This is a genomic window from Thauera phenolivorans (assembly GCF_001696715.1).
Classification (GTDB): domain Bacteria; phylum Pseudomonadota; class Gammaproteobacteria; order Burkholderiales; family Rhodocyclaceae; genus Thauera; species Thauera phenolivorans.
Map to the genome: position 1 here is coordinate 165,285 of NZ_MBFM01000005.1, position 20,291 is coordinate 185,575.

Here is a 20,291-nt window from a genome sequence, read left to right on the forward strand (position 1 = left end):
ATCCACAAAGGTTTGTAGGTTATCATATCCGACTCTTTTCCCGTTCGGGACGGGCCCGTTTGCGGGCACCGCGCACACTTTCCACCGGTTTCGGAATTCTTCATGTTCGGCTTCCTGCGATCCTATTTTTCGAACGATCTCGCGATCGACCTCGGCACGGCCAATACGCTGATCTACATGCGCGGCAAGGGCATCGTGCTCGACGAGCCCTCGGTCGTCGCCATCCGCACCGAGGGCGGGCCGAACGCCAAGCGCTCCATCCAGGCGGTCGGTCATTCGGCGAAGCAGATGCTGGGCAAGACGCCGGGCAACATCACCGCGATCCGGCCGATGAAGGACGGCGTGATCGCCGACTTCGTCGTCACCGAGCAGATGATCAAGCAGTTCATCAAGAAGGTGCACGACTCGCGGCTGTTCTCGCCGAGCCCGCGCATCATCATCTGCGTGCCCTGCGGTTCGACCCAGGTCGAGCGCCGCGCGATCCGCGACGCCGCGCTCGCCGCGGGCGCCTCGCAGGTGTTCCTGATCGAGGAGCCGATGGCGGCGGCGATCGGCGCCGGCCTGCCGGTATCGGACGCCACCGGCTCGATGGTGGTCGACATCGGCGGCGGCACCACCGAGGTCGGCGTGATCTCGCTCGGCGGCATGGTGTACGCGGGCAGCGTGCGCGTTGGCGGTGACAAGTTCGACGACTCGATCAGCAACTACATCCGCCGCAACTACGGCATGCTGATCGGCGACATCACCGCCGAGAACATCAAGAAGGAAATCGGCTCCGCCTTTCCCGGTTCCGAGGTGCGCGAGATCGAGGTCAAGGGCCGCAACCTCGCCGAGGGCATCCCGCGCAGCTTCACGATCTCATCGAACGAAATCCTCGAGGCGCTGGCCGAGCCGCTCAACCAGATCGTCTCCGCGGTGAAGATCGCGCTCGAGCAGACCCCGCCCGAGCTCGGTGCCGACATCGCCGACCGCGGCATGGTGCTGACCGGCGGCGGCGCCCTGCTGCGCGACCTCGACCGCCTGCTGATGGAAGAAACCGGCCTGCCGGTGATCGTCGCCGAAGAGCCGCTGACCTGCGTCGCGCGCGGCTGCGGCATGGCGCTCGACAAGATGGACAAGCTGGCCTCCATCTTCACGTCCGACTGAGCCGGCCCGTCCGCGGGCGCAGCAAGCAGTCGCGGCCGGCCGGAATCCCCCCATGTCCTACGCAGGCAATCAGCCGCCACCGATCTTTCGGCGCGGACCGGCCCCGCTGGTCCGGCTGTTCCTGCTCGTCTCGCTGTGCCTGGTGATGCTGGTCGCCGACCTGCGTTTCCGCTATCTCGAGGTGTTGCGCCAGGGCCTGTCGGTGGTCACCTATCCGCTGCAGATGGCGGCCTCGGCGCCGGTCGATTTCCTGCGCAACGCCTCGCGCTACTTCGCCACCCTGCTCGAGGTCCAGGTCGACAACGCGCGCCTGCGCGCCCGCCAGCTCGAGGTCGGCGAGCGCCTGCTGCGCTTCGAGCTGCTCGAGCAGGAGAACGCCCGCCTGCGCGCGCTGCTCGGCATGGCCGAGCGGCTGCAGGTAAAGACGCTCGCCGCCGAGATCCTCTACAACGTGCCCGACGCCTTCTCGAGCAAGGTCATCCTCGACCGCGGCGCGCGCCATGGGGTCGAGCCCGGCCTGGTGGTGCTCGACGCCGAGGGCGTGATCGGCCAGGTCACGCGCGTCTATCCGGTGCAGTCCGAGGTCACCCTGCTCAGCGACCGCAACCAGGCGGTGGCGGTGGTGGTCGAGCGCAGCGGCGTGCGCGGGGTGCTGTTCGGCACCGGCCAGGGCGGTCTGGAGATGCGCTTCCTGCTCGCCGACGCCGACGTGCAAGCGGGCGACCGCATCGTCACCTCCGGCCTCGACGGCGTGCTGGTGCCGGGCCTGCCGGTGGCCACGGTGAGCGAAGTCGACCGCGAGGGCGAGGCCTTCGCGCGCATCCTCTGCGAGCCGCTGGGTGGCGTCGAGACCAGCCTGCAGGTGCTGGTGATCGGCCGCGAGCAGGCTGGCCCGCCGCTGCCGGAGCCGGACGAGCAGGTCGCGCCGCCGCCGCCCGCGCCGCCGAAAGGGAGGCGCTGAAACGTGCAGCCCACCAACCGTTCGAACCGCCTGCTGCTGCCGGTCAAGAGCTGGTTCATCCACCTGAGCCTGGTGATCGCGCTCGCCCTCGAGTACGTGCCCACCGGCCGCCTGCCCGGCGTGCCCGACTGGGTCGCGCTGGTGCTCGCCTACTGGTGCATCCGCGAGCCGCTGCGCATCGGCATGGGGGCGGGCTTCCTGTTCGGCCTGCTGGTCGACATCGGCCTCGGCGCGGCGATGGGCCAGCACGCCCTCGCCTACGTGGTGCTGGCCTGGCTCGCCAACGGCGCCGCGCGCCGGGTGCTGTGGTTCCCGCCCTGGCAGCAGGCGGTGCAGGTGCTGCCGATGCTGCTCGCCGCGCAGGCGATCATGATGGCGGTGCGGCTGCTGGCCGGCGCGCAGTTTCCGGGCTGGTCCTACTTCCTCTCCAGCTTCACCGCGGTGGCGCTGTGGCCGATGCTGAGCTTCCTGCTGCTGCTGCCGCAATACCAGCCGGTGGATCGCGATGACAACCGGCCGATCTGAGGTTCGGTCGCGATGACCGAGTTCGCTCCCGAACAGCGGGCCGCGCGCTTCCGGCGCCGGGTGGTGGTCGCCGGCCTGTTCATGTTCGCCTGCCTCGCCCTGCTCGCGGCGCGCTTCCACCACCTGCAGGTGGCGCGCCACGAGTACTACCTCACCCGCGCCGAGGACAACCGCATCGCGCTGATGCCGGTCTCGCCCAACCGCGGCGCCATCGTCGACCGCAACGGCGTGCCGCTGGCGCGCAACTATTCGGCCTACACGCTCGAGATCACGCCCTCCGCGGTGGCAGACCTGGGGGCCACGATCGACGCCCTCGGCGAGATCGTCGCGATCGACGAGCGCGACCGCCAGCGCTTCCGCAAGCTGCTCGCCGAGAGCCGCAACTTCGAGGGGGTGCCGATCCGCAGCCGGCTCAGCGACGAGGAGGTGGCGCGCTTCGTCGCCCAGCGCTACCGCTTCCCCGGGGTGGACGTGCAGGCGCGCCTGTTCCGCGAATACCCGGAGGGCGCCAGCGCCTCCCACGTCATCGGCTATATCGGCCGCATCAACACGCGCGACGTCGAGGCGATCGAGGGGCGCGGCGAGGAGGCCAACTACCGCGGCTCGAGCCACATCGGCAAGGCCGGCCTGGAGCGCTCCTACGAGGCCGAACTGCACGGGCGCACCGGCTATGACGAGGTCGAGGTCAATGCCGGCGGCGGCGCGGTGCGTGCCCTGTCGCGTACGCCGGCGGTGCAGGGCAACGACCTGGAGCTGACCCTCGACATCGAGCTGCAGAAGGTCGCGGAGAAGGCCTTCGGCGAGCGGCGCGGCGCGCTGGTGGCGATCGAGCCTTCGACCGGTGGCGTGCTCGCCCTGGTGTCGACGCCGACCTTCGACCCCAACCTGTTCGTAGACGGCATCTCGGTGCCGGACTGGAAGGCGCTCAACGAGTCGCCCGACCATCCGCTGCTGAACCGCGCGATCTATTCCACCTACCCGCCGGGCTCGACCTACAAGCCCTTCATGGCGCTCGCCGGGCTCGAGAGCGGCAAGCGCACGATCACTCAGCGCATGCCCGATCCCGGCTACTTCATGTTCGGTGGTCACCGCTTCATGGACGACAAGGTCGGTGGCCACGGCATGGTGGACCTGCACAAGTCGATCGTGGTGTCGTGCAACACCTACTACTACCAGCTCGCCAACGATCTCGGCATCGACGGCATCGCCGCCTTCATGGCACCGTTCGGCTTCGGCGCGCGCACCGGCATCGACGTCCCGGGCGAGGCCGAGGGCGTGCTGCCCTCGCCCGCGTGGAAGCAGCGCCGCTTCCGCAAGCCCGAGCAGCAGCGCTGGTACGGCGGCGAGACGATCTCGGTCGGCATCGGCCAGGGCTACAACGCCTTCACCCCGCTGCAGCTCGCCAACGCACTGGCGACGCTGGTCAATGACGGCAAGATGTTCCGTCCGCACGTCGTGCGCTACGTGGTCGACGCCGCCACCGGCGCGCGGCGCATGATCGAGCCCGAGCCGATGCGCGTCCTCGATCTCGATCCCCGGCATCTCGCCGCAGTGCGTGCGGCGATGGAAGACGTCAACCGGACCGGCACCGGCGCGCGGGCCTTTCGCGGCGCGGACTACACCTCGGGCGGCAAGACCGGGACCGCGCAGGTGTTCTCCCTGCGCGGCCAGCGCTATGTCGCCGGCCGGCTTGCCGAGCGGCTGCGTGACCACTCCTGGTTCATCGCCTATGCGCCGGCGGACGCGCCCAGCATCGCGCTCGCCGTGCTGGTGGAGAACGGCGGCTTCGGCTCCGCCTCGGCGGCGCCGATCGCGCGCCAGGTGCTCGACTACCATCTGCTTCATGCGCGCCGCGACGAGCCGGCGGCGGAAGATCCCGAGGCCGTGGCGGAGGGCGAATGATCGAATTCCGCTTCCACCCGCTGCGCCTGCTGACGGCGCTGCTGCGGCCGCTCGATCCGGCGCTGATGCTGATCCTCGGTGCGCTGCTCGGTTATGCGTTCGTGCTGATCGCGAGCGCCTCGCCGGAGCGCATGGACAGCCAGATCGTGCATGTGGGCGTCGCGCTCGCGGCGATGTGGCTGGTGGCGAGCGTCCCGATCCAGCGCCTGCTCTCGCTCGCGCTGCCGCTCTACGTGCTCGGCGTGCTGCTGCTGGTGGCGGTGGAGCTGTTCGGCGAGGTGTCCAAGGGCGCGCAGCGCTGGCTGGACGTCGGCGTGACCCGCATCCAGCCCTCCGAGCTGATGAAGATCGCGATGCCGCTGATGCTGGCCTGGTACTTCCAGCAGCGCGAGGGCCGCATCGGCGTCGCCGACTTCCTCGTCGCCGCGGGCCTGCTCGCGCTGCCGGTCGGGCTGGTCGTGGTCCAGCCCGACCTCGGCACCAGCCTGCTGGTGGCCGCCTCCGGCGTCTACGTGATCTTCTTCGCCGGCTTGCCGTGGAAGCTGATCGTGCCGGTGGCGGTGGTCGGCATCGTCGGCATCGGCTCGATCGTCGCGTTCGGCGATACCCTGTGCCAGCCCGGGGTCGACTGGCAGGTGCTGCGCGAATATCAGAAGAACCGGGTATGCACCCTGCTCGACCCGACCACGGATCCCCTCGGCAAGGGCTTCCACATCATTCAGTCGACGATCGCGATCGGCTCCGGCGGGGTGTTCGGCAAGGGCTGGCTGTCGGGCACCCAGACCCATCTGGCCTTCCTCCCCGAGCGCCACACCGACTTCGTGTTCGCCGTGCTGGCCGAGGAGTTCGGCCTCATGGGCACCCTGGTGCTGCTGCTCATCTACCTGCTGCTGCTCGCGCGCGGGCTGCAGATCGCGATGAACGCAGCCACCCTCGGCGCCCGTCTGCTCGCCGGTGCGATGACCATGGTGTTCTTCACCTACGCCTTCGTGAACATGGGCATGGTCAGCGGTATCCTGCCGGTCGTCGGCGTGCCCTTGCCTTTCATCAGCTACGGCGGAACCGCCCTGGTGACGCTGTGCCTGGGGGTGGGCATCCTGATGAGCATCCAGCGCAGCCGGACCGCCGGCAGCGCCTGAACCGCGGAGTGACGATGAAACAGCGCGAGACCTTCCAGCCGCTCCTTACCCGGCCCGCGGCGCACCGCCTGCGCGGCCTCGCCGCGCTCGGCGCGGCCTGCGCCGCCGCCATGCTGCTGAGCGCCTGCAGCTCGTCGCCGCGCAAGGGCGAGCGTGCCGCCGCGCCCGCCGAGGCGCGGACCGCGAGCGCGGGCAAGGGCGGCGGCTATTACCTGGACGACGGGCCCGGGGAGCAGCCGCCCCCCGAACTCGCCGCCATCCCCGACGCCCAGCCCCGCGCCGAGCCGCTGCACCGCTTCGCCAACCGGCCGTACACCGCACTCGGCCAGCGCTTCGTGCCGGCGACCCGGCTCGCGCCCTTCCGCCAGAGCGGGGTGGCGAGCTGGTATGGCCGCCGCTTTCACGGCCGCCCGACCTCCAGCGGCGAGCCCTACGACATGTATGCGATGACCGCCGCGCATCCGACCCTGCCGATCCCGAGCTACGTGCGGGTCACCCATGCCGGAAACGGCCGCTCGGTGGTGGTGCGGATCAACGACCGCGGCCCCTTCCTGCGCGGCCGCGCGATCGATCTTTCGTATGCGGCGGCGAGCAAGCTCGGCTACATCAACGCGGGCCATGCCAAGGTGCACATCGAGCAGATCCTGCCCGACGAGGTGCCGCCGGTCGCCGCCGTCAGGTCGGTGCCGCCGGTGGGTGGCCGCGGTCCCGAGCCCGCCGCCGCGCCGTCCGCCGGCGACGCCCGGGCCGGCAGCGGCGCAGCGGACGAGCAGGGCGGCGTCAGTGGCATCTTCCTGCAGCTGGGCGTGTTCTCCTCGCGTGACAACGCGGAGGGCTTGCGCGCCTCGGTGCATCGCGACGCAACCGCGTTTGCCGAGCGGCTCGAGCTGCTCGCCGACGGCGGCCGCTACCGGCTGCACGCCGGCCCCTTCGCCTCGGAAGAGGACGCGCGACTGGCGGCGGTGCAGCTGATGGCGGCGCTCAAGCTCAAGCCCCTCGTCGTCGTGCGCTGAGGCCGCGTGCGGGCGGGTGCCGCCCGCGCGGCGGTTGCCCGGGGCTTGAAACAAAGCCTTTCGGTTTTGGTCCGAACATGCTGCGGCGCCTATAATCGGCCGCTCCCCTCCGTTGTCCTTCCCAAGCTCAGGTTCCCCAATGCGTTTCCTCTTCGTTCTGCTGTTGTCCCTCGTTTCCTTCACCGCGGCGGCGCAGGCCGTCCCGGCCCCGGTGCTCGCCGCCAAGGCCTGGGCCCTGGTCGACCACTCCAGCGGGCAGGTGCTGGTCGAGAAGGACGCCGACAGCCGGATCGAACCCGCGTCGCTGACCAAGCTGATGACCGCCTACCTGACCTTCAGTGCGCTCAAGGCGGGCACGATCACCCCCGAGCAGGTGGTGCCGGTGTCCGAGCGCGCATGGCGCATGGGCGGCTCGCGCATGTTCATCGAGCCGAACCGGCCGGTGACGGTCGATGAGTTGCTCCACGGCATCATCGTTCAGTCGGGCAACGACGCCTGCGTGGCGATCTCCGAGCTGATCGCCGGCTCCGAGGACGCGTTCACCGTGCTGATGAACCGCGAAGCACAGCGGCTCGGCATGAACAACACCCACTTCGCCAACTCCACCGGCCTGCCCGACCCGCAGCTATACACCACCGCCCGCGATCTGGCCCTGCTGGCCTCGGCGATCGTGCGCGACTTCCCCGAGTACTACACGCTGTACTCGACCAAGGAATACACCTACAACAACATCACCCAGCCCAACCGCAACCGCCTGCTGTGGCTGGATCCGACCGTCGACGGCATGAAGACCGGCCACACCAGCACCGCCGGCTATTGCCTGGTGTCGACCGCCGAGCGCGGCCCGCGCCGCCTGATCTCGGTGGTGCTCGGCGCCTCCTCGGACAACGTGCGCGCCCAGGAGTCGCTCAAGCTGCTGAACTTCGGCTTCCAGTTCTACGACACCGTCAAGCTGTACGCGGCCAACGAGGCGCTGTCCCAGTTCCGCGTGTGGAAGGGTGAGGCGAACGAGGTCGGCGTCGGCTTCAGCAACGATTTCGTGATGTCGCTGCCGAAGGGCCAGGCTGACAAGATCCAGGTCGAGCTCGCCAGCCAGCAGCCGCTGGTGGCGCCGCTGCAGCAGGGCCAGGCGGTGGGCACGCTGAAACTCAACCTCGAGGGCAAGCTGCTCGGCGAGTATCCGGTGGTGGCCCTGCAGGACGTGCCGGTCGCCGGCTTCTTCGGCCGCGTCTGGGACGCGCTGGTGATGTGGATCAAGAGCCTCTGAGCCGGCGCGCCGGCGGGACTTCAAGCGCGGAGTGATGCGAAATGGTTGAGAGCGGACGCCAGACCCTGCTCGAGTTTCCCTGCGACTTCCCGATCAAGGCGATGGGCGCGCGGGTAGACGGCTTCGCCCAGGCGGTGCTCGAGGTGGTGCTGCGCCACGCGCCCGACTTCGACGCCGCGACGATGGAGATGCGGCCCTCGAGCAAGGGCAACTACCTGTCGGTGACCTGCACCTTCCGCGCGGTGTCCCAGCTGCAGGTCGACACGATCTACCGCGAGCTCACCTCGCATCCGATGGTGAAGGTGGTGCTGTGATCGTGAAGCGCCTCGGACGGGTCGAGTACGCACCCGCGCTCGAGGCGATGAAGGCCTTCACCGCCTCGCGCGGGGAGGACAGCGAGGACGAGATCTGGCTGCTCGAGCATCCGCCGGTCTACACCCTGGGGCAGGCGGGCAAGCCCGAGCACCTGCTGCGCCCCGATTCCGGCATCCCGTTGGTCCGCATCGACCGCGGCGGCCAGATCACCTACCACGGCCCCGGCCAGCTCGTCGCCTACCTGCTGATCGACCTGCCGCGCCGCCGCCTGAAGGTGCGCGAACTGGTGCAGCTGATGGAGCAGGCGATCATCGACACCCTGGCGGGCTACGGCCTCGCCGCCGGGCGCAAGGCGGGCGCGCCGGGCGTCTACATCGGCGGCGACAAGATCGCCGCGCTCGGCCTGCGGGTGAAGAACGGCCGCAGTTACCACGGCCTCAGCCTCAACGTCGATGTCGACCTCGCCCCCTTCGGCTGGATCAACCCCTGCGGCTACGAGGGCCTGCGTACCGTTCGCCTGAAGGATTTCGGCGTCGGCGCGACGGTCGGCGAGGTCGGCGAGCGCCTGCTCGCGCACCTGCAGCGCCTGTTGCCGCCGGTCGCGGCATCCGCCACACTGGCGGGCGGTGCGGATGGCGGCCAGCCGGCCTGATCCCGCCGCCTCCGCCCACACCACAAGCGAAGAGACCGATGGAAAACCCCGCCCGCAAGCAGCGCGGCGCCGACAAGACGGCGCGCATCCCGATCAAGATCGTTCCCGCCGAACGCCTGAAGAAGCCCGAGTGGATCCGTATCCGGCTCGGCGCCGGCGCGGAGGCGACCCGCTTCAACGAGATCAAGGACACGCTGCGCGAGCACAAGCTGCACACCGTGTGCGAGGAAGCCTCCTGCCCGAACATCCACGAGTGCTTCGGCAAGGGCACGGCCACCTTCATGATCATGGGCGACATCTGCACCCGGCGCTGTCCCTTCTGCGACGTCGGCCACGGCCGCCCCGAGCCGCTCGACGCCAACGAGCCGGCCAACCTCGCCAGGACCATCGCCGCGATGCGGCTCAACTATGTGGTGATCACCTCGGTCGACCGCGACGACCTGCGCGACGGCGGCGCCCAGCACTTCGTCGACTGCATCCGCGAGACGCGCGCCGCCTCGCCGAAGACCACGATCGAGGTGCTGGTGCCCGACTTCCGCGGCCGCATGGAGATCGCGCTCGACATCTTCGACACGGCCCCGCCCGACGTCATGAACCACAACCTGGAGACCGTGCCGCGCCTCTACAGGCAGGCTCGCCCGGGTTCGGACTATGCCTGGTCGCTGCAGCTGCTCAAGGAGTTCAAGGCGCGCCACCCCGAGGTGCTGACCAAGTCCGGCCTGATGGTGGGCCTGGGCGAGACCGATGACGAGATCCTCGAGGTCCTGCACGACCTGCGCGCCCACGATGTCGACATGCTCACCATCGGCCAGTACCTGCAACCGTCCGCCGGCCACCTGCCGGTGCTGCGCTATGTGCACCCGGACGTGTTCAAGATGTACGAGACCGAGGCGCTGAAGATGGGCTTCCGCAATGCCGCCTGCGGCCCGATGGTGCGCTCGAGCTACTGGGCGGACCAGCAGGCGCACGGCGCCGGCGTGGCCTGAGATGAGGATCGGCGTGGTGCCGGCCCTGGTGATCGCGGTCGGTGTCGCCGCGGCGGGCTGGCTGGTCGGGCAGGGCATGGAGCGCTTCCGCATGGCGGATCGGTCGGTGACGGTGAAGGGTCTCGCCGAGCTCGACGTGAAAAGCGACTTCGCCATCTGGACGCTCGGCTTTCGGCGCGCGGGCAACGAGTTCGGCGCGGTGCAGCGGCAGCTCAGCGCCGACCGCGACCGCGTGCACGGCTTCCTGCTCGAGCAGGGCTTCACCGTAGGCGAGATCGAGCTGCGCCCGCTGCAGGTGCAGGACCTGCTCGCGCGCGAGTGGGGCACGCGCGACGTCGCCCTGCGCTTCACCGGCCAGGGTCAGGTGGTGGTGAAGTCGGCGCGGGTCGAGGCGGTGACGCTGGCGGCGAACCGGGTCGATCCGCTGATCGAGGCCGGCGTGCAGCTCTTCGCCGAGAACGAGGGCATGAGCGGACCGCGCTACCAGCTGCGTGGCTTCAACGAGCTCAAGCCCAGGCTGCTTGAGGAGGCCACCCTCAACGCTCACGATCAGGCGCGCAAGTTCGCCGCCGACGCGGGAGCCACCCTCGGCACGCTCAGGAGCGCCAATCAGGGCGTGATCCGGGTGCTCGACGACGACGGCAGCGACATGGACACCTCGCGCACCCCGGGCAAGCGGCTGCGGGTGGTGAGCACCTTCGAGTTCGCGCTCGATTAGCAGCGCGAACGCTGCGCTGCGAAGAGCGGCCGTGCCGGCGGGACGGCAGTTATCGCCCTGGGGGCAGGTCTCCTACAGGGGTGGTGCTCATCGCAGGCATTGTAGGAGCGCACCCCTGTGCGCGATAACGGCGGTGGGGCATGGAGGCGCGCTGACGATCGGCTAGAATGGCGCTCCGCCACCCCTTCATGGGTGGCTTCGCTTTTTCAGTGTCCGAGCCGATGTCCGCCCTCCTCAATGCGCCCCAGCGCGAAGCGATCCGCTATCTCGACGGTCCCTGCCTGGTGCTCGCCGGCGCCGGCAGCGGCAAGACGCGGGTGATCACCCACAAGATCGCGCATCTGATCAACGAGTGCGGGCTCAATCCGTCCAACATCGCGGCGATCACCTTCACCAACAAGGCGGCGAAGGAGATGCAGGAGCGCGTCGCCCACATCATGGGCGGGCGCCCGCCCGGCGGGCTGACCGTGTGCACCTTCCACGCGCTCGGCGTGCGCATCATCCGCCAGGAGGCCAAGCACTGCGGGCTGAAGCCGCAGTTCTCCATCCTGGATGCCTCCGACACCGTGCAGATCGTCGCCGACGTCGCCGGCGACAACGACAAGGGTATCGCCAAGCAGATGCAGTGGCAGATCTCGTCGTGGAAGAACGCGATGATCACGCCCGAGGAGGCGGCGCAGCTCGCCGACAACGAGATCGCCTCGGTCGCGGCGAAGCTCTACAAGGAGTACGAGCGCACCCTGCGCGCCTATCAGGCGGTGGATTTCGACGACCTGATCGCGCTGCCGGTGCGGCTGTTCGACGAGCATCCCGAGGTGCGCGAGCGCTGGCAGAACAGGCTGCGCTACCTGCTGGTGGACGAATACCAGGACACCAACCGCGCCCAGTACCGCCTGCTGCGCCTGCTCTCGGGCGTGCGTGGCGCCTTCACCGCGGTGGGCGACGACGACCAGGCGATCTACGCTTGGCGCGGCGCCGACGTCGAGAACCTGAAGCTGCTGCAGCAGGACTACCCGAAGCTGAAGGTCATCAAGCTCGAGCAGAACTACCGCTCCTCGCGCCGCATCCTGGAAGCCGCCAACACCGTCATCGCCAACAACGAGAAGCTCTTCGACAAGCGCCTGTGGTCCGAGCACGGCCAGGGCGAGCAGATCGTGGTCACCAACTGCCGCGACGCCGAGCACGAGGCGGAATGGGTGGCGACCCGGATCAGCGCCCACAGGTTCGAGCACCGCAGCCGTTTCAAGGACTACGCGATCCTCTACCGCGGCAACCACCAGGCGCGCATGATCGAGCAGCAGCTGCGCAACCAGCGCATCCCCTATGTGATGTCGGGCGGGCAGAGCTTCTTCGACAAGGCCGAGATCCGCGACCTCATCGCCTGGCTGCGCCTGCTGGTGAACGACGACGACGACCTCGCCTTCATCCGCGCGATCACCACCCCGCGCCGCGGCGTCGGCCCGAGCACGCTCGAGGCGCTCGGCAACTATGCCGGCCAGCGCCACATCAGCCTGTTCGCCGCGGTGTTCGAGGAAGGCGCGGCCCAGCACCTCAACCCCCGCCAGCTGCAGGCGGTGCAGGAGTTCGCCGCCTACATCAACCGTCTGCAGTACCGCGCGCCGCGCGAGCCGGCGGCGCAGCTGCTGGAAGACCTGCTCGCCGCGATCCGCTACGAGGCCTGGCTGTTCGAGCACTGCGAGGTGCGTGAGGCGGAGTCGAAGTGGAACAATGTGCGCGACTTCGTCGGCTGGCTCGGCAAGAAGGGCGAGGAGGACGGCAAGAACCTGATCGAGCTCACCCAGACGATCGCGCTGATCTCGATGCTCGACAAGGAGGACCCCGACTTCGACGGCGTGCAGCTCGCCACCCTGCACGCCTCCAAGGGCCTCGAGTTTCCCCACGTCTTCCTGGTGGGGGTCGAGGAGGGCCTGCTGCCGCACCAAAGCAGCATTGACGAGGACAAGATCGAGGAGGAGCGCCGCCTGATGTACGTCGGCATCACCCGCGCCCAGCGCAGCCTCAACATCACCTGGTGCGAGCGGCGCAAGTCGGGCAAGGAGTTCCGTACCTGCGAGCCGAGCCGTTTCATCGCGGAGATGGGTGGCGACCTCCGCATGAACGACCGCAAGACGGCGAAGCCGGTGTCGAAGGAGGAGGGCAAGGCACGGCTGGCCGGCCTGATGGCGATGTTCGAGGCGCGCGACGGCAAGCCGGGATGAGACCGACGGCGGCCCGCCCGCGCCGATCGCGGCCGGGCGGCTTTTGTGGCGGAATGCCTTGATTCGGGACAGCTCCCTCCGTGTGCGCGGCGCTTCCCGGCTATAATTCCGGCTCTAACGAATTTGAATCGCGTCCATCCAAGGATCCAAGCATGCCGGAAACCCGCTCCCAGCGCGCCGCCCTGCGGCCCACCCGCCTCATCCTTTCCGCCGCTGCCGTCGCCGCCGCGCTGGTGGCCGGCTGTGGCCAGCAGAGCTCGATCGACGACGAACTCAGCGCCACCCTGATCCAGCCGGTCGCCCGGCTCGAGCTGAAGGCGCAGACGGTCGCGCCGGGCAGCCGCACCGGCGAAGAGATCTACAAATCGATCTGCGCCAGCTGCCATGATGCCGGCTTGCTCGCCGCGCCGAAGACCGGCGACGCCGCCGCCTGGGCACCGCGCCTGGCGCTCGGCTTCGACGGCCTGACCCAGTCCGCGATCGCCGGCAAGAACGCGATGCCCCCGCGCGGCGGCGGCAGCGACCTGACCGATACCGAAGTCGCGCGTGCGGTGGCTTACCTGGCCAACACCGCGGGCGCCGGTTACACCGAGCCGCCGGTCGAGGCCGCGGAGTAAGCCGAAGCAGGACGTTCACACGAGGCGACCCACGGGTCGCCTTTTTTGGTGCGCCCAGCATGGGCGCACTCCTGCGGGTGCAAGTCCCGCCGTAAGTTGATCACAGCGAACGAAGCTAAGCGCAACTGCGCGAGGGTGACCGAGCGTGGGGAGGAAGCGTGGAGCGTAAGCTGCGAGCCGATGAACAAGAATCGGATAGAAGGCGCTGCCGAGCAGGGCGAGCGGGCCAGAAACCGCGAAGCTCTCGTGATCAAGGCGAAGTGGCGTAGATCCGGCGGTTGTGCAGCGAAGGAGTGCGTTCTTACCTGGGGAGATCTCGCCTTGTGCCTGAAAGGGCGACGGTGCCACACCGGAGCGAGGAGTCAGCCGAGGCCGTAGTAGCCGCTGGTTTGGGGCGAAGGGCCGAACGAGTAGGAGGGCCGAAGGCCGTGTCGCTCGGACGTGCAGTGCATCAGAAGCCCGGCGAGCCGGGGCGCAATGCGGGAGAGCGAGGTGAAGCCGAGCTCGAAGCGGTGCGTGATGAAGCACGAACGGCGCGGCGCGCAACTGGAAGCCCGGGGCGAGATGGCCTGCTTGCGCAGGCGCTCGCGAGCGCGAATATGGTTCTGGCGTGGAAACGCGTCAAAGCTAATCGCGGCAGTGCTGGGGCGGATGGGTTGTCGATTGCCGAGACGGCGGAGTACCTGAGAATGCACTGGCCCCGGATTCGGGAATCCTTGCTCGATGGCAGCTACCGGCCCGTGCCGGTGCGCTGCGTCCAGATTCCGAAGGCCGATGGCGGGGTGCGCGAACTGGGGATTCCGACGGTGACGGATCGGCTGATCCAGCAAGCCCTGCTGCAAGTCTTGCAGCCCATCATTGATCCGACGTTCTCCGAACACAGCTATGGCTTCCGGCCGGGACGCCGTGCGCACGACGCGGTGCTCGATGCACAGCGCTACGTGCAGGACGGCTACCGGGTAGTGGTCGATGTGGATCTGGAGAAGTTCTTCGACCGGGTCAATCACGACATCCTGATGGAACGGTTGGCGAGGCGAATCGACGATAAAGCCGTGCTGCGGCTGGTTCGTCGTTACCTCGTGGCCGGGATTCTGGATGGCGGGGTGCTCATCGAGCGGTACGAGGGCACGCCGCAAGGCGGGCCGCTCTCGCCGCTGTTGGCCAATGTGCTGCTCGACGAGGTGGATCGGGAACTGGAGCGACGTGGCCACCGCTTCGTGCGCTACGCCGACGACTGCAACGTGTATGTGTGCAGTCGCCGCGCAGGTGAACGGGTGCTGGAAGGGTTGCGCAAGCTCTACGACCGACTCCATCTGAAGATCAACGAGGCCAAGACGGCGGTGGCGTCGGCGACCGGTCGCAAGCTTCTGGGCTACGAACTGTGGCGCAGTGCGGGCGACCGGATCAAATGCGCGGTCGCCTACAAGGCGTTGGAGACCTTCAAACAACGCATCCGGGAAATGACGCGTCGCTCGGGCGGGCGCAGCCTGCCGGAGGTCGCCGAACGACTGCGGGCCTACATGCCGGGCTGGAAGGCGTACTTCCAGCTTGCGCAGACACCCAAGGTGTTCCGCGAACTCGACGAGTGGATCCGACACCGGCTGCGTGCCGTGCAGCTCAAGCACTGGCGTCGGGGTACGACGATGTATCGGGAATTGTTGGCGCTGGGCGCCTCGCAAGCGGATGCCCGCAGGGTGGCCGCGAACAGTCGGTGCTGGTGGCGTAACAGCCGCATGGCGCTGAACCGAGCGATGCCCATCGCCTACTTCGACCGGCTTGGCGTGCCTCGGCTCTCATGACCTCAACTGCTCGAACCGCCCGGTGCGGACCCGCATGCCGGGTGGTGTGGGAGGGGATCGGTCAGGTAACCTGACCGCCCCTATCCCGATCGCCTCAGCGCGCCTGGTTCTCGTAACTCGACGGACTGACCCCCGCGTGCAGCAGGAATTCGCGAAGGCTCTTGACGTCCTGCCGCGTCAGGGTGCCGCCGTGCGGATGGTGCAGCGTGCCCTCGACGCGGTTCAGCACCACCCGGAAGCGCGCGCCGTGCCCCGGCACGATCTCCGCGCCGAGGTTCTGCAGCAGCGACTCGACCTCGCGGAAGTGGATGTTGGCGCTGATCGGGTCGTGGAAGATCGATCGCAGTACCGTTGCGTGCTTGTTGCTCATGAGCGGCTCCTCTCCTTGGATGCCCGCGGCGATTGTGGCACGCCCGGACACGGTCCAGTGGGTGCGCCGCGAAGGGCATGGACTTGCGCGGGAAAGGCGTTTATCCTAGCGCGCTTCGGATCCGGTGCAAGGCCGGTGAGAAACCTCCGCGCCCGTAGCTCAGCTGGATAGAGTACTGCCCTCCGAAGGCAGGGGTCACACGTTCGAATCGTGTCGGGCGCGCCAGACAGGATGACGGGCCAGACCTTCGGGGGACTGGCCCGTCATCATTTGTGACGATCGTTCGAGATAAGCGCCGTCAGGTCGAACTCCGGATCTGGCCGGCCCGCCTGCGGACCGGATCCGCTCTGCCCCATGCTCGCCATCCTGGCCATCACCGGCCCGATCTTCATCCTCATCGCCGTCGGTTTCGCCTCGGTGCGCCTGCGTGTGCTGGCCGCCACCGACATGCGGGCGCTCGGCGTCTTCGTCATCAACTTCGCGTTGCCCGCGCTGCTGTTCAGGGCGGTGTCGAGTGGCGCGGTGAGCGAGACGGTGCGGCCCGACCTGCTGCTGCCCTATGCGCTCGGTTCGCTCGCGGTGGTGGCATTGGTGGTGGCGCTGGCGATGACGGTGCTGCGGCGCAAGCTGCAGATGGCGGCGGTGCTGGCGATGGGGATGTCGGTGTCGAACAGCGCCTTCATCGGTTTTCCGATCGCGCAGCAGCTGTCGCCGGCGAGCGCGAGCGCGGCGCTCGCGGTGTATGCGCTGGTGGAGGCGCTGATCATGTTTCCGCTGCTGATGGCGCTGGCCGAACTCGGCGGCGGGGGCGGCGGACGCTGGCCGCGGGTGCTGAGGGGCATCGCGCTGAGCCTGGGGAAGAACCCGATGATCCTCGCCATCCTCGCCGGGCTGGCCTGCTCGCTGCTGGCGCTGCAGGTGCCGCTGCCGCTGGCGCGCGCGATCGAGCTGCTCGGCAGCACCGCGGCGCCGGTGGCGCTGTTCTACATCGGCGGCACCCTCGCCGGGCTGAAGGTGAAGATCGCCGCCGGCGACATCGCGCTGATCGTGGCGGGCAAGCTGCTGCTGCATCCGCTCATGGTCTTCCTCGCCTTCCTCGCGCTGCCGATGGACGGCGCTGGGCTGCAGGCCGCGGCGGTGCTCAATGCCTGCATGCCGATGATGAGCATCTATCCGATCCTGGCGCAGAAGTACGGGCAGGAAGGCCTGTGCGCGGCGGCGCTGGTGGCGACCACGGTGGCTTCCTTCTTCACCATCAGCGCCTTCCTGTGGTTCAGCGGGGCGGGCGGATGAGCCGCTACCACTCGCCCGCGCCGGTTCTGCTGCTGGTGGCGCTGCTCGTTGCCGGCTGCGCCAGCGGACCGGCGCCCGACCCGCGCGCGGTGCAGCCGCCGGCGCCGGTGGAGTCGCGCACGCCCGCCGGTGCCGGCGCGGCGGCCCCCGTCCCGGTGCGCCCGGCGCCGCCGCCCACGCCGCAGTCGCTGCTGCAGCGGCTGCTGCCGCCCACGCTGAAGACCGACCGCGGCGGCTGGTCGGGCGACATCCTCGCCGCTTTCTACGCGCTGCGGCTGGCGCCGAGCGCGGAGAACCTCTGCGCCTCGATCGCGGTCATCGAGCAGGAGTCCGGCTTCCAGGCCGACCCGGTGGTGCCCGGGCTGTCGCGCATGGTGCGAGCAGAGATCGAGGCCCGCCGCCAGCGCTTCCACGTTCCGCCGATGGTGGTGGAGGCCGCGCTCGCGCGGCGCTCGGCCGACGGCCGCAGCTTCGGCGCGCGCATCGATGCGCTGCGCACCGAGCGCCAGCTCAGCGAGCTGTACGAGGAGATCATCGCCGCGGTGCCCGCCGGCCGGCTGTTGCTGAGCGACTACAACCCGGTGCGCACCGGCGGGCCGATGCAGGTCAGCATCGCCTATGCCGAGCTGCATGCGCGCCAGACGCCGTATCGCGGCCCCGGGCGCACCATCCGCGAGGCGGTGTTCACCCGCCGCGGCGGCGTGCATTTCGGCATCGCCCATCTGCTCGACTATCCCGCGCCCTACCGCGCACCGATCCACCGCTTCGCCGACTTCAACGCCGGTCACTACGCCGCGCGCAATGCGGCCTTCCAGCAGGCGGTAACGCGCCTGAGCGGCCACGCCCTGGTGCCCGACGGCGACCTCCTGCGCTACCGCAACGGCGTGCCGGACGCCGCGCCGGGCGCCACCCAGCGCGCGCTGCATGCGCTCGCGCCGCGGCTGCGGCTGGCGCCCGCCCGCATCGACGCCGAGCTGCGCCAGGAGAAGGAGGCCGGCTTCGCCCGCACTGCGGTCTACCAGCGGGTGTACGCGCTTGCGGACGCCGCCGCCGGTCGCCGCGTGGCACGCGAGGCGATGCCGCAGATCACGCTGAAGAGCCCGAAGATCCAGCGCAAGCTCACCACCGCCTGGTTCGCAGACCGGGTGAACCGGCGCTATCTCGGCTGCCTGCGGCGCGCACGATGACGGCGCGCTGGCCGCGGGTGGGCGCCGGGCGTGATAATCTCGCCCCCCGTCGCCGTTCGCGACCGAACCCGATCCGATCCGAGGAATTCCCATGCTGAAGCTGAAGTCCGCCGCGCTCGCCCTCGCCCTCGCCGCCGCCGTTGGCGCCCATGCCGCCGACCCGATCAAGGTCGGTGTCGCGCTCGACATCTCCGGGCCCTTCGCCACCATCGGCGCCGAGACCCGCGACGGCCTGAACCTCGCGATCGAGCAGCTCGGCGGCAAGCTCGGCGGCTTCGACGCCGAGTTCCTGCAGACCGACTTCGCCGGCAACCCGGAGCAGGCCACGCAGCTCGTGCGCCGCTACCTGCAGGCCGAGAAGATCGACTTCTTCACCGGCCCGGTCGCCTCCAACTCGGCGCTCGCGGTGGGCCCGGCGCTGTTCGCCGCCAAGGTGCCCTTCCTGTCGAGCAACCCGGGGCCGAGTCAGTTCGCCGGCAAGCAGTGCAACCCCTACTTCTTCGGCGTGTACCAGAACGACACCTACGACGAGGCGGCCGGCCGCGTCGCCAACGACAAGGGCTATCGCAACATGGTCCTGATCGCGCCCAACTATCCCGCGGGCAAGGACCACCTCGGCGGCTTCAAGCGGCTCTACGAGGGGGCGGTGAAGGAGGAGATCTACACCAAGGTCGGCCAGATCGACTACGCCGCCGAGATCGCCCGCATCCGCGCGGCGAAGCCGGACGCGGTGTACTTCTTCCTGCCCGCGGCGATGGGCATCAACTTCATCAAGCAGTACGTCGCCGGCGGCCTGAAGGACATCCCGCTGATCGGGCCGGGCTTCTCCGCCGACCAGGACACGCTCGCCGCGGTCGGCGAGCCCGCCGTCGGCCTGTTCAACACCGCGCACTGGGCCCACGACCTCGACCTGCCGGCGAACAAGGCCTTCGTCGAGGCCTTCCGCAACAAGTACGACGGCCGCTATCCCACCGTCTACGCCGCCCAGGCCTACGACGTGGTGATGGCGATGGACGCCGCGGTGCGCGAGGTCGAGGGCAGGGTGGACGACCGCGAAGCGGTGCTCGCCGCGCTCAGGAAGGCGGACTTCGACTCGGTGCGCGGCGAATTCCGCTACGGCGCCAACAACTACCCGGTGCAGAACTACTACCTGCGGGTGGTGGAAAAGCGCGCCGACGGCACCATCACCAACCGTCTCGTCGGCACCGTGCTGGAGCAGCACCAGGACGCCTACGTCGGCGACTGCAAGATGTAAATGGACTCGATCTTCGTCATCGAGCAGCTGCTCAACGGCCTCGGCTACGGGTTGATGCTGTTCCTGCTCGCCGCCGGCCTGAGCCTGGTGTTCGGGATCATGGACACCATGAACCTGGCCCACGGCTCGCTCTACATGGCCGGCGCCTACATCGCCGCGCGGGCGCACGAGGCCGGCGCCGGCTTCGCCACCGCGGTGCTGGCGGCGGTGGCCGCCACCGTGGTGATCGCCTTCCTGCTCGAGCAGGCGATCGTGCGCCGGCTGTATGCGCGCGACCATCTCGCCCAGGTCATCGCCACCTTCGGCGTCATCCTCATCGCCGACGACGTCGTGAAGGCGATCTGGGGCCCCTCGCCGGTGATGGCGGCGATGCCGGCCGCGCTCGCCGGGCCGGTGCAGCTCCTGCCCGAGCTGCCCTACCCGGCCTACCGCCTGCTGCTGATCGGGGTCGGCCTGCTGGTGGCGCTCGGCCTCTACCTCCTGGTGAGCCATACGCGGATCGGCATGCTGGTACGCGCCGGTGCCTCCAACCGCGGCATGGCCGAGCTGATGGGCGTACGCGTGGGGCGGGTGTTCTCCTTCGTGTTCGTGCTCGGCGCCGCGCTGGCGGCGCTCGCCGGCGCGCTGATGGGGCCGATCAGCGCGGTGCAGATCGGCATGGGCGAGGCGATCCTGATCCCTGCGCTGGTGGTCATCGTCATCGGCGGCATCGGCTCGGTGCGCGGCGCCTTCGTCGCCGCGCTGCTGGTCGGCATGGTCGACACCGCGGGGCGCGCCTTCCTGCCGCCGGCACTGCGCGCGGTGCTGCCGCCGGCGCTCGCCGCCGAGCTCGGCGCCGCGCTCGCCGGCATCGCGATGTACCTGCTGATGGCGGCGGTGCTGATCCTGAAGCCGGCGGGGCTGTTCCCCGCGCGCGGCTGAGGCGGG

The 20,291-nt window shown here is 69.3% G+C and carries 19 protein-coding genes and 1 tRNA gene; 19 read left to right on the forward strand and 1 reads right to left on the reverse strand.

All coding sequences use genetic code 11. The features are described from left to right. The first annotated feature begins 102 nt into the window (after window positions 1–102). The 14 genes from BB334_RS13835 to ltrA all read left to right on the forward strand — a co-directional run bounded on the left by BB334_RS13835 (window position 103) and on the right by ltrA (window position 15,259). Window positions 103–1,146, forward strand: coding sequence for a rod shape-determining protein (locus BB334_RS13835; protein ID WP_068809088.1), 1,044 nt, complete (start codon window positions 103–105; stop codon window positions 1,144–1,146). Between the two features lie 52 nt (window positions 1,147–1,198). Then, window positions 1,199–2,107, forward strand: coding sequence for a rod shape-determining protein MreC (gene mreC / locus BB334_RS13840; protein ID WP_068809089.1), 909 nt, complete (start codon window positions 1,199–1,201; stop codon window positions 2,105–2,107). 3 nt (window positions 2,108–2,110) lie between these two features. After that, a complete protein-coding gene (mreD, locus tag BB334_RS13845; RefSeq protein ID WP_068809090.1) occupies window positions 2,111–2,632 on the forward strand; it encodes a rod shape-determining protein MreD in 522 nt (173 codons plus the stop codon). A 12-nt stretch (window positions 2,633–2,644) separates the two neighbouring features. Then, window positions 2,645–4,534 (forward strand): penicillin-binding protein 2, encoded by a 1,890-nt coding sequence (gene mrdA / locus BB334_RS13850; RefSeq protein ID WP_068809091.1) that lies wholly within the window; start codon window positions 2,645–2,647, stop codon window positions 4,532–4,534. Then, a complete protein-coding gene (gene rodA, locus BB334_RS13855) occupies window positions 4,531–5,673 on the forward strand; it encodes a rod shape-determining protein RodA (RefSeq protein ID WP_068809092.1) in 1,143 nt (380 codons plus the stop codon). The genes mrdA and rodA overlap by 4 nt, the downstream gene beginning before the upstream one ends. A 14-nt stretch (window positions 5,674–5,687) precedes the next feature. Beyond that, window positions 5,688–6,686: a septal ring lytic transglycosylase RlpA family protein gene (locus BB334_RS13860; RefSeq protein WP_068809093.1), complete on the forward strand. Its 999-nt coding sequence runs from the start codon at window positions 5,688–5,690 to the stop codon at window positions 6,684–6,686. A gap of 139 nt (window positions 6,687–6,825) precedes the next feature. Then, window positions 6,826–7,953 (forward strand): D-alanyl-D-alanine carboxypeptidase family protein, encoded by a 1,128-nt coding sequence (locus BB334_RS13865; RefSeq protein WP_068809094.1) that lies wholly within the window; start codon window positions 6,826–6,828, stop codon window positions 7,951–7,953. A gap of 41 nt (window positions 7,954–7,994) precedes the next feature. Continuing rightward, window positions 7,995–8,267, forward strand: a complete 273-nt coding sequence (locus tag BB334_RS13870) for a YbeD family protein (protein ID WP_068809095.1) — start codon at window positions 7,995–7,997, stop codon at window positions 8,265–8,267. Next, complete coding sequence (gene lipB / locus BB334_RS13875; protein ID WP_068809096.1) at window positions 8,264–8,920, forward strand: lipoyl(octanoyl) transferase LipB; 657 nt, start codon at window positions 8,264–8,266, stop codon at window positions 8,918–8,920. The genes BB334_RS13870 and lipB overlap by 4 nt, the downstream gene beginning before the upstream one ends. Before the next feature lie 38 nt (window positions 8,921–8,958). Then, a complete protein-coding gene (lipA, locus tag BB334_RS13880) occupies window positions 8,959–9,906 on the forward strand; it encodes a lipoyl synthase (protein WP_068809097.1) in 948 nt (315 codons plus the stop codon). Window position 9,907: 1 nt separating this feature from the next. Further along, complete coding sequence (locus BB334_RS13885; protein WP_068809098.1) at window positions 9,908–10,624, forward strand: SIMPL domain-containing protein; 717 nt, start codon at window positions 9,908–9,910, stop codon at window positions 10,622–10,624. 221 nt (window positions 10,625–10,845) lie between these two features. Continuing rightward, on the forward strand, window positions 10,846–12,843 hold the full coding sequence (locus BB334_RS13890) for a UvrD-helicase domain-containing protein (RefSeq protein WP_068809467.1): 1,998 nt from the start codon (window positions 10,846–10,848) through the stop codon (window positions 12,841–12,843). A 152-nt stretch (window positions 12,844–12,995) separates the two neighbouring features. Next, a complete protein-coding gene (locus tag BB334_RS13895) occupies window positions 12,996–13,460 on the forward strand; it encodes a c-type cytochrome (RefSeq protein ID WP_068809099.1) in 465 nt (154 codons plus the stop codon). A gap of 446 nt (window positions 13,461–13,906) precedes the next feature. After that, window positions 13,907–15,259 (forward strand): group II intron reverse transcriptase/maturase, encoded by a 1,353-nt coding sequence (gene ltrA / locus BB334_RS13900; protein ID WP_232756612.1) that lies wholly within the window; start codon window positions 13,907–13,909, stop codon window positions 15,257–15,259. A gap of 94 nt (window positions 15,260–15,353) precedes the next feature. Here the strand turns inward: ltrA and BB334_RS13905 are convergent, their stop codons facing one another. Continuing rightward, a complete protein-coding gene (locus tag BB334_RS13905) occupies window positions 15,354–15,629 on the reverse strand; it encodes a type II toxin-antitoxin system HicA family toxin (RefSeq protein ID WP_068809100.1) in 276 nt (91 codons plus the stop codon). A 148-nt stretch (window positions 15,630–15,777) separates the two neighbouring features. Here BB334_RS13905 and BB334_RS13910 point away from each other — a divergent pair. The 5 genes from BB334_RS13910 (at window position 15,778) to BB334_RS13930 (ending at window position 20,285) form a co-directional block, all read left to right on the forward strand. Beyond that, window positions 15,778–15,854, forward strand: a tRNA-Arg gene (locus tag BB334_RS13910). A 129-nt stretch (window positions 15,855–15,983) separates the two neighbouring features. Then, window positions 15,984–16,922: an AEC family transporter gene (locus BB334_RS13915; RefSeq protein WP_068809101.1), complete on the forward strand. Its 939-nt coding sequence runs from the start codon at window positions 15,984–15,986 to the stop codon at window positions 16,920–16,922. After that, window positions 16,919–18,109 carry a DUF1615 domain-containing protein gene (locus BB334_RS13920; protein WP_068809102.1) on the forward strand — a complete coding sequence of 397 codons (1,191 nt, stop codon included), beginning with the start codon at window positions 16,919–16,921 and terminating at the stop codon, window positions 18,107–18,109. The genes BB334_RS13915 and BB334_RS13920 overlap by 4 nt, the downstream gene beginning before the upstream one ends. Window positions 18,110–18,200: 91 nt before the next feature. Next, entirely contained in the window at window positions 18,201–19,364 is a 1,164-nt protein-coding gene (locus BB334_RS13925) for an ABC transporter substrate-binding protein (RefSeq protein WP_068809103.1), read from the forward strand. Next, the gene (locus BB334_RS13930; protein ID WP_068809104.1) at window positions 19,365–20,285 is read left to right on the forward strand and encodes a branched-chain amino acid ABC transporter permease; all 921 of its coding nucleotides are present in this window, start codon (window positions 19,365–19,367) and stop codon (window positions 20,283–20,285) included. Window positions 20,286–20,291 lie beyond the last annotated feature (6 nt).

What these genes read in the sequence shown, in the direction of transcription:
- BB334_RS13835 (WP_068809088.1), top strand. Translation starts at nt 103, where the DNA reads ATGTTCGGCTTCCTGCGATCCTATTTTTCGAACGATCTCGCGATCGAC.
- mreC (WP_068809089.1), top strand. Translation starts at nt 1,199, where the DNA reads ATGTCCTACGCAGGCAATCAGCCGCCACCGATCTTTCGGCGCGGACCG.
- mrdA (WP_068809091.1), top strand. Translation starts at nt 2,645, where the DNA reads ATGACCGAGTTCGCTCCCGAACAGCGGGCCGCGCGCTTCCGGCGCCGG.
- rodA (WP_068809092.1), top strand. Translation starts at nt 4,531, where the DNA reads ATGATCGAATTCCGCTTCCACCCGCTGCGCCTGCTGACGGCGCTGCTG.
- BB334_RS13860 (WP_068809093.1), top strand. Translation starts at nt 5,688, where the DNA reads ATGAAACAGCGCGAGACCTTCCAGCCGCTCCTTACCCGGCCCGCGGCG.
- BB334_RS13865 (WP_068809094.1), top strand. Translation starts at nt 6,826, where the DNA reads ATGCGTTTCCTCTTCGTTCTGCTGTTGTCCCTCGTTTCCTTCACCGCG.
- BB334_RS13870 (WP_068809095.1), top strand. Translation starts at nt 7,995, where the DNA reads ATGGTTGAGAGCGGACGCCAGACCCTGCTCGAGTTTCCCTGCGACTTC.
- lipA (WP_068809097.1), top strand. Translation starts at nt 8,959, where the DNA reads ATGGAAAACCCCGCCCGCAAGCAGCGCGGCGCCGACAAGACGGCGCGC.
- BB334_RS13885 (WP_068809098.1), top strand. Translation starts at nt 9,908, where the DNA reads ATGAGGATCGGCGTGGTGCCGGCCCTGGTGATCGCGGTCGGTGTCGCC.
- BB334_RS13890 (WP_068809467.1), top strand. Translation starts at nt 10,846, where the DNA reads ATGTCCGCCCTCCTCAATGCGCCCCAGCGCGAAGCGATCCGCTATCTC.
- BB334_RS13895 (WP_068809099.1), top strand. Translation starts at nt 12,996, where the DNA reads ATGCCGGAAACCCGCTCCCAGCGCGCCGCCCTGCGGCCCACCCGCCTC.
- BB334_RS13905 (WP_068809100.1), bottom strand. Translation starts at nt 15,629, where the DNA reads ATGAGCAACAAGCACGCAACGGTACTGCGATCGATCTTCCACGACCCG.
- BB334_RS13915 (WP_068809101.1), top strand. Translation starts at nt 15,984, where the DNA reads ATGCTCGCCATCCTGGCCATCACCGGCCCGATCTTCATCCTCATCGCC.
- BB334_RS13920 (WP_068809102.1), top strand. Translation starts at nt 16,919, where the DNA reads ATGAGCCGCTACCACTCGCCCGCGCCGGTTCTGCTGCTGGTGGCGCTG.
- BB334_RS13925 (WP_068809103.1), top strand. Translation starts at nt 18,201, where the DNA reads ATGCTGAAGCTGAAGTCCGCCGCGCTCGCCCTCGCCCTCGCCGCCGCC.
- BB334_RS13930 (WP_068809104.1), top strand. Translation starts at nt 19,365, where the DNA reads ATGGACTCGATCTTCGTCATCGAGCAGCTGCTCAACGGCCTCGGCTAC.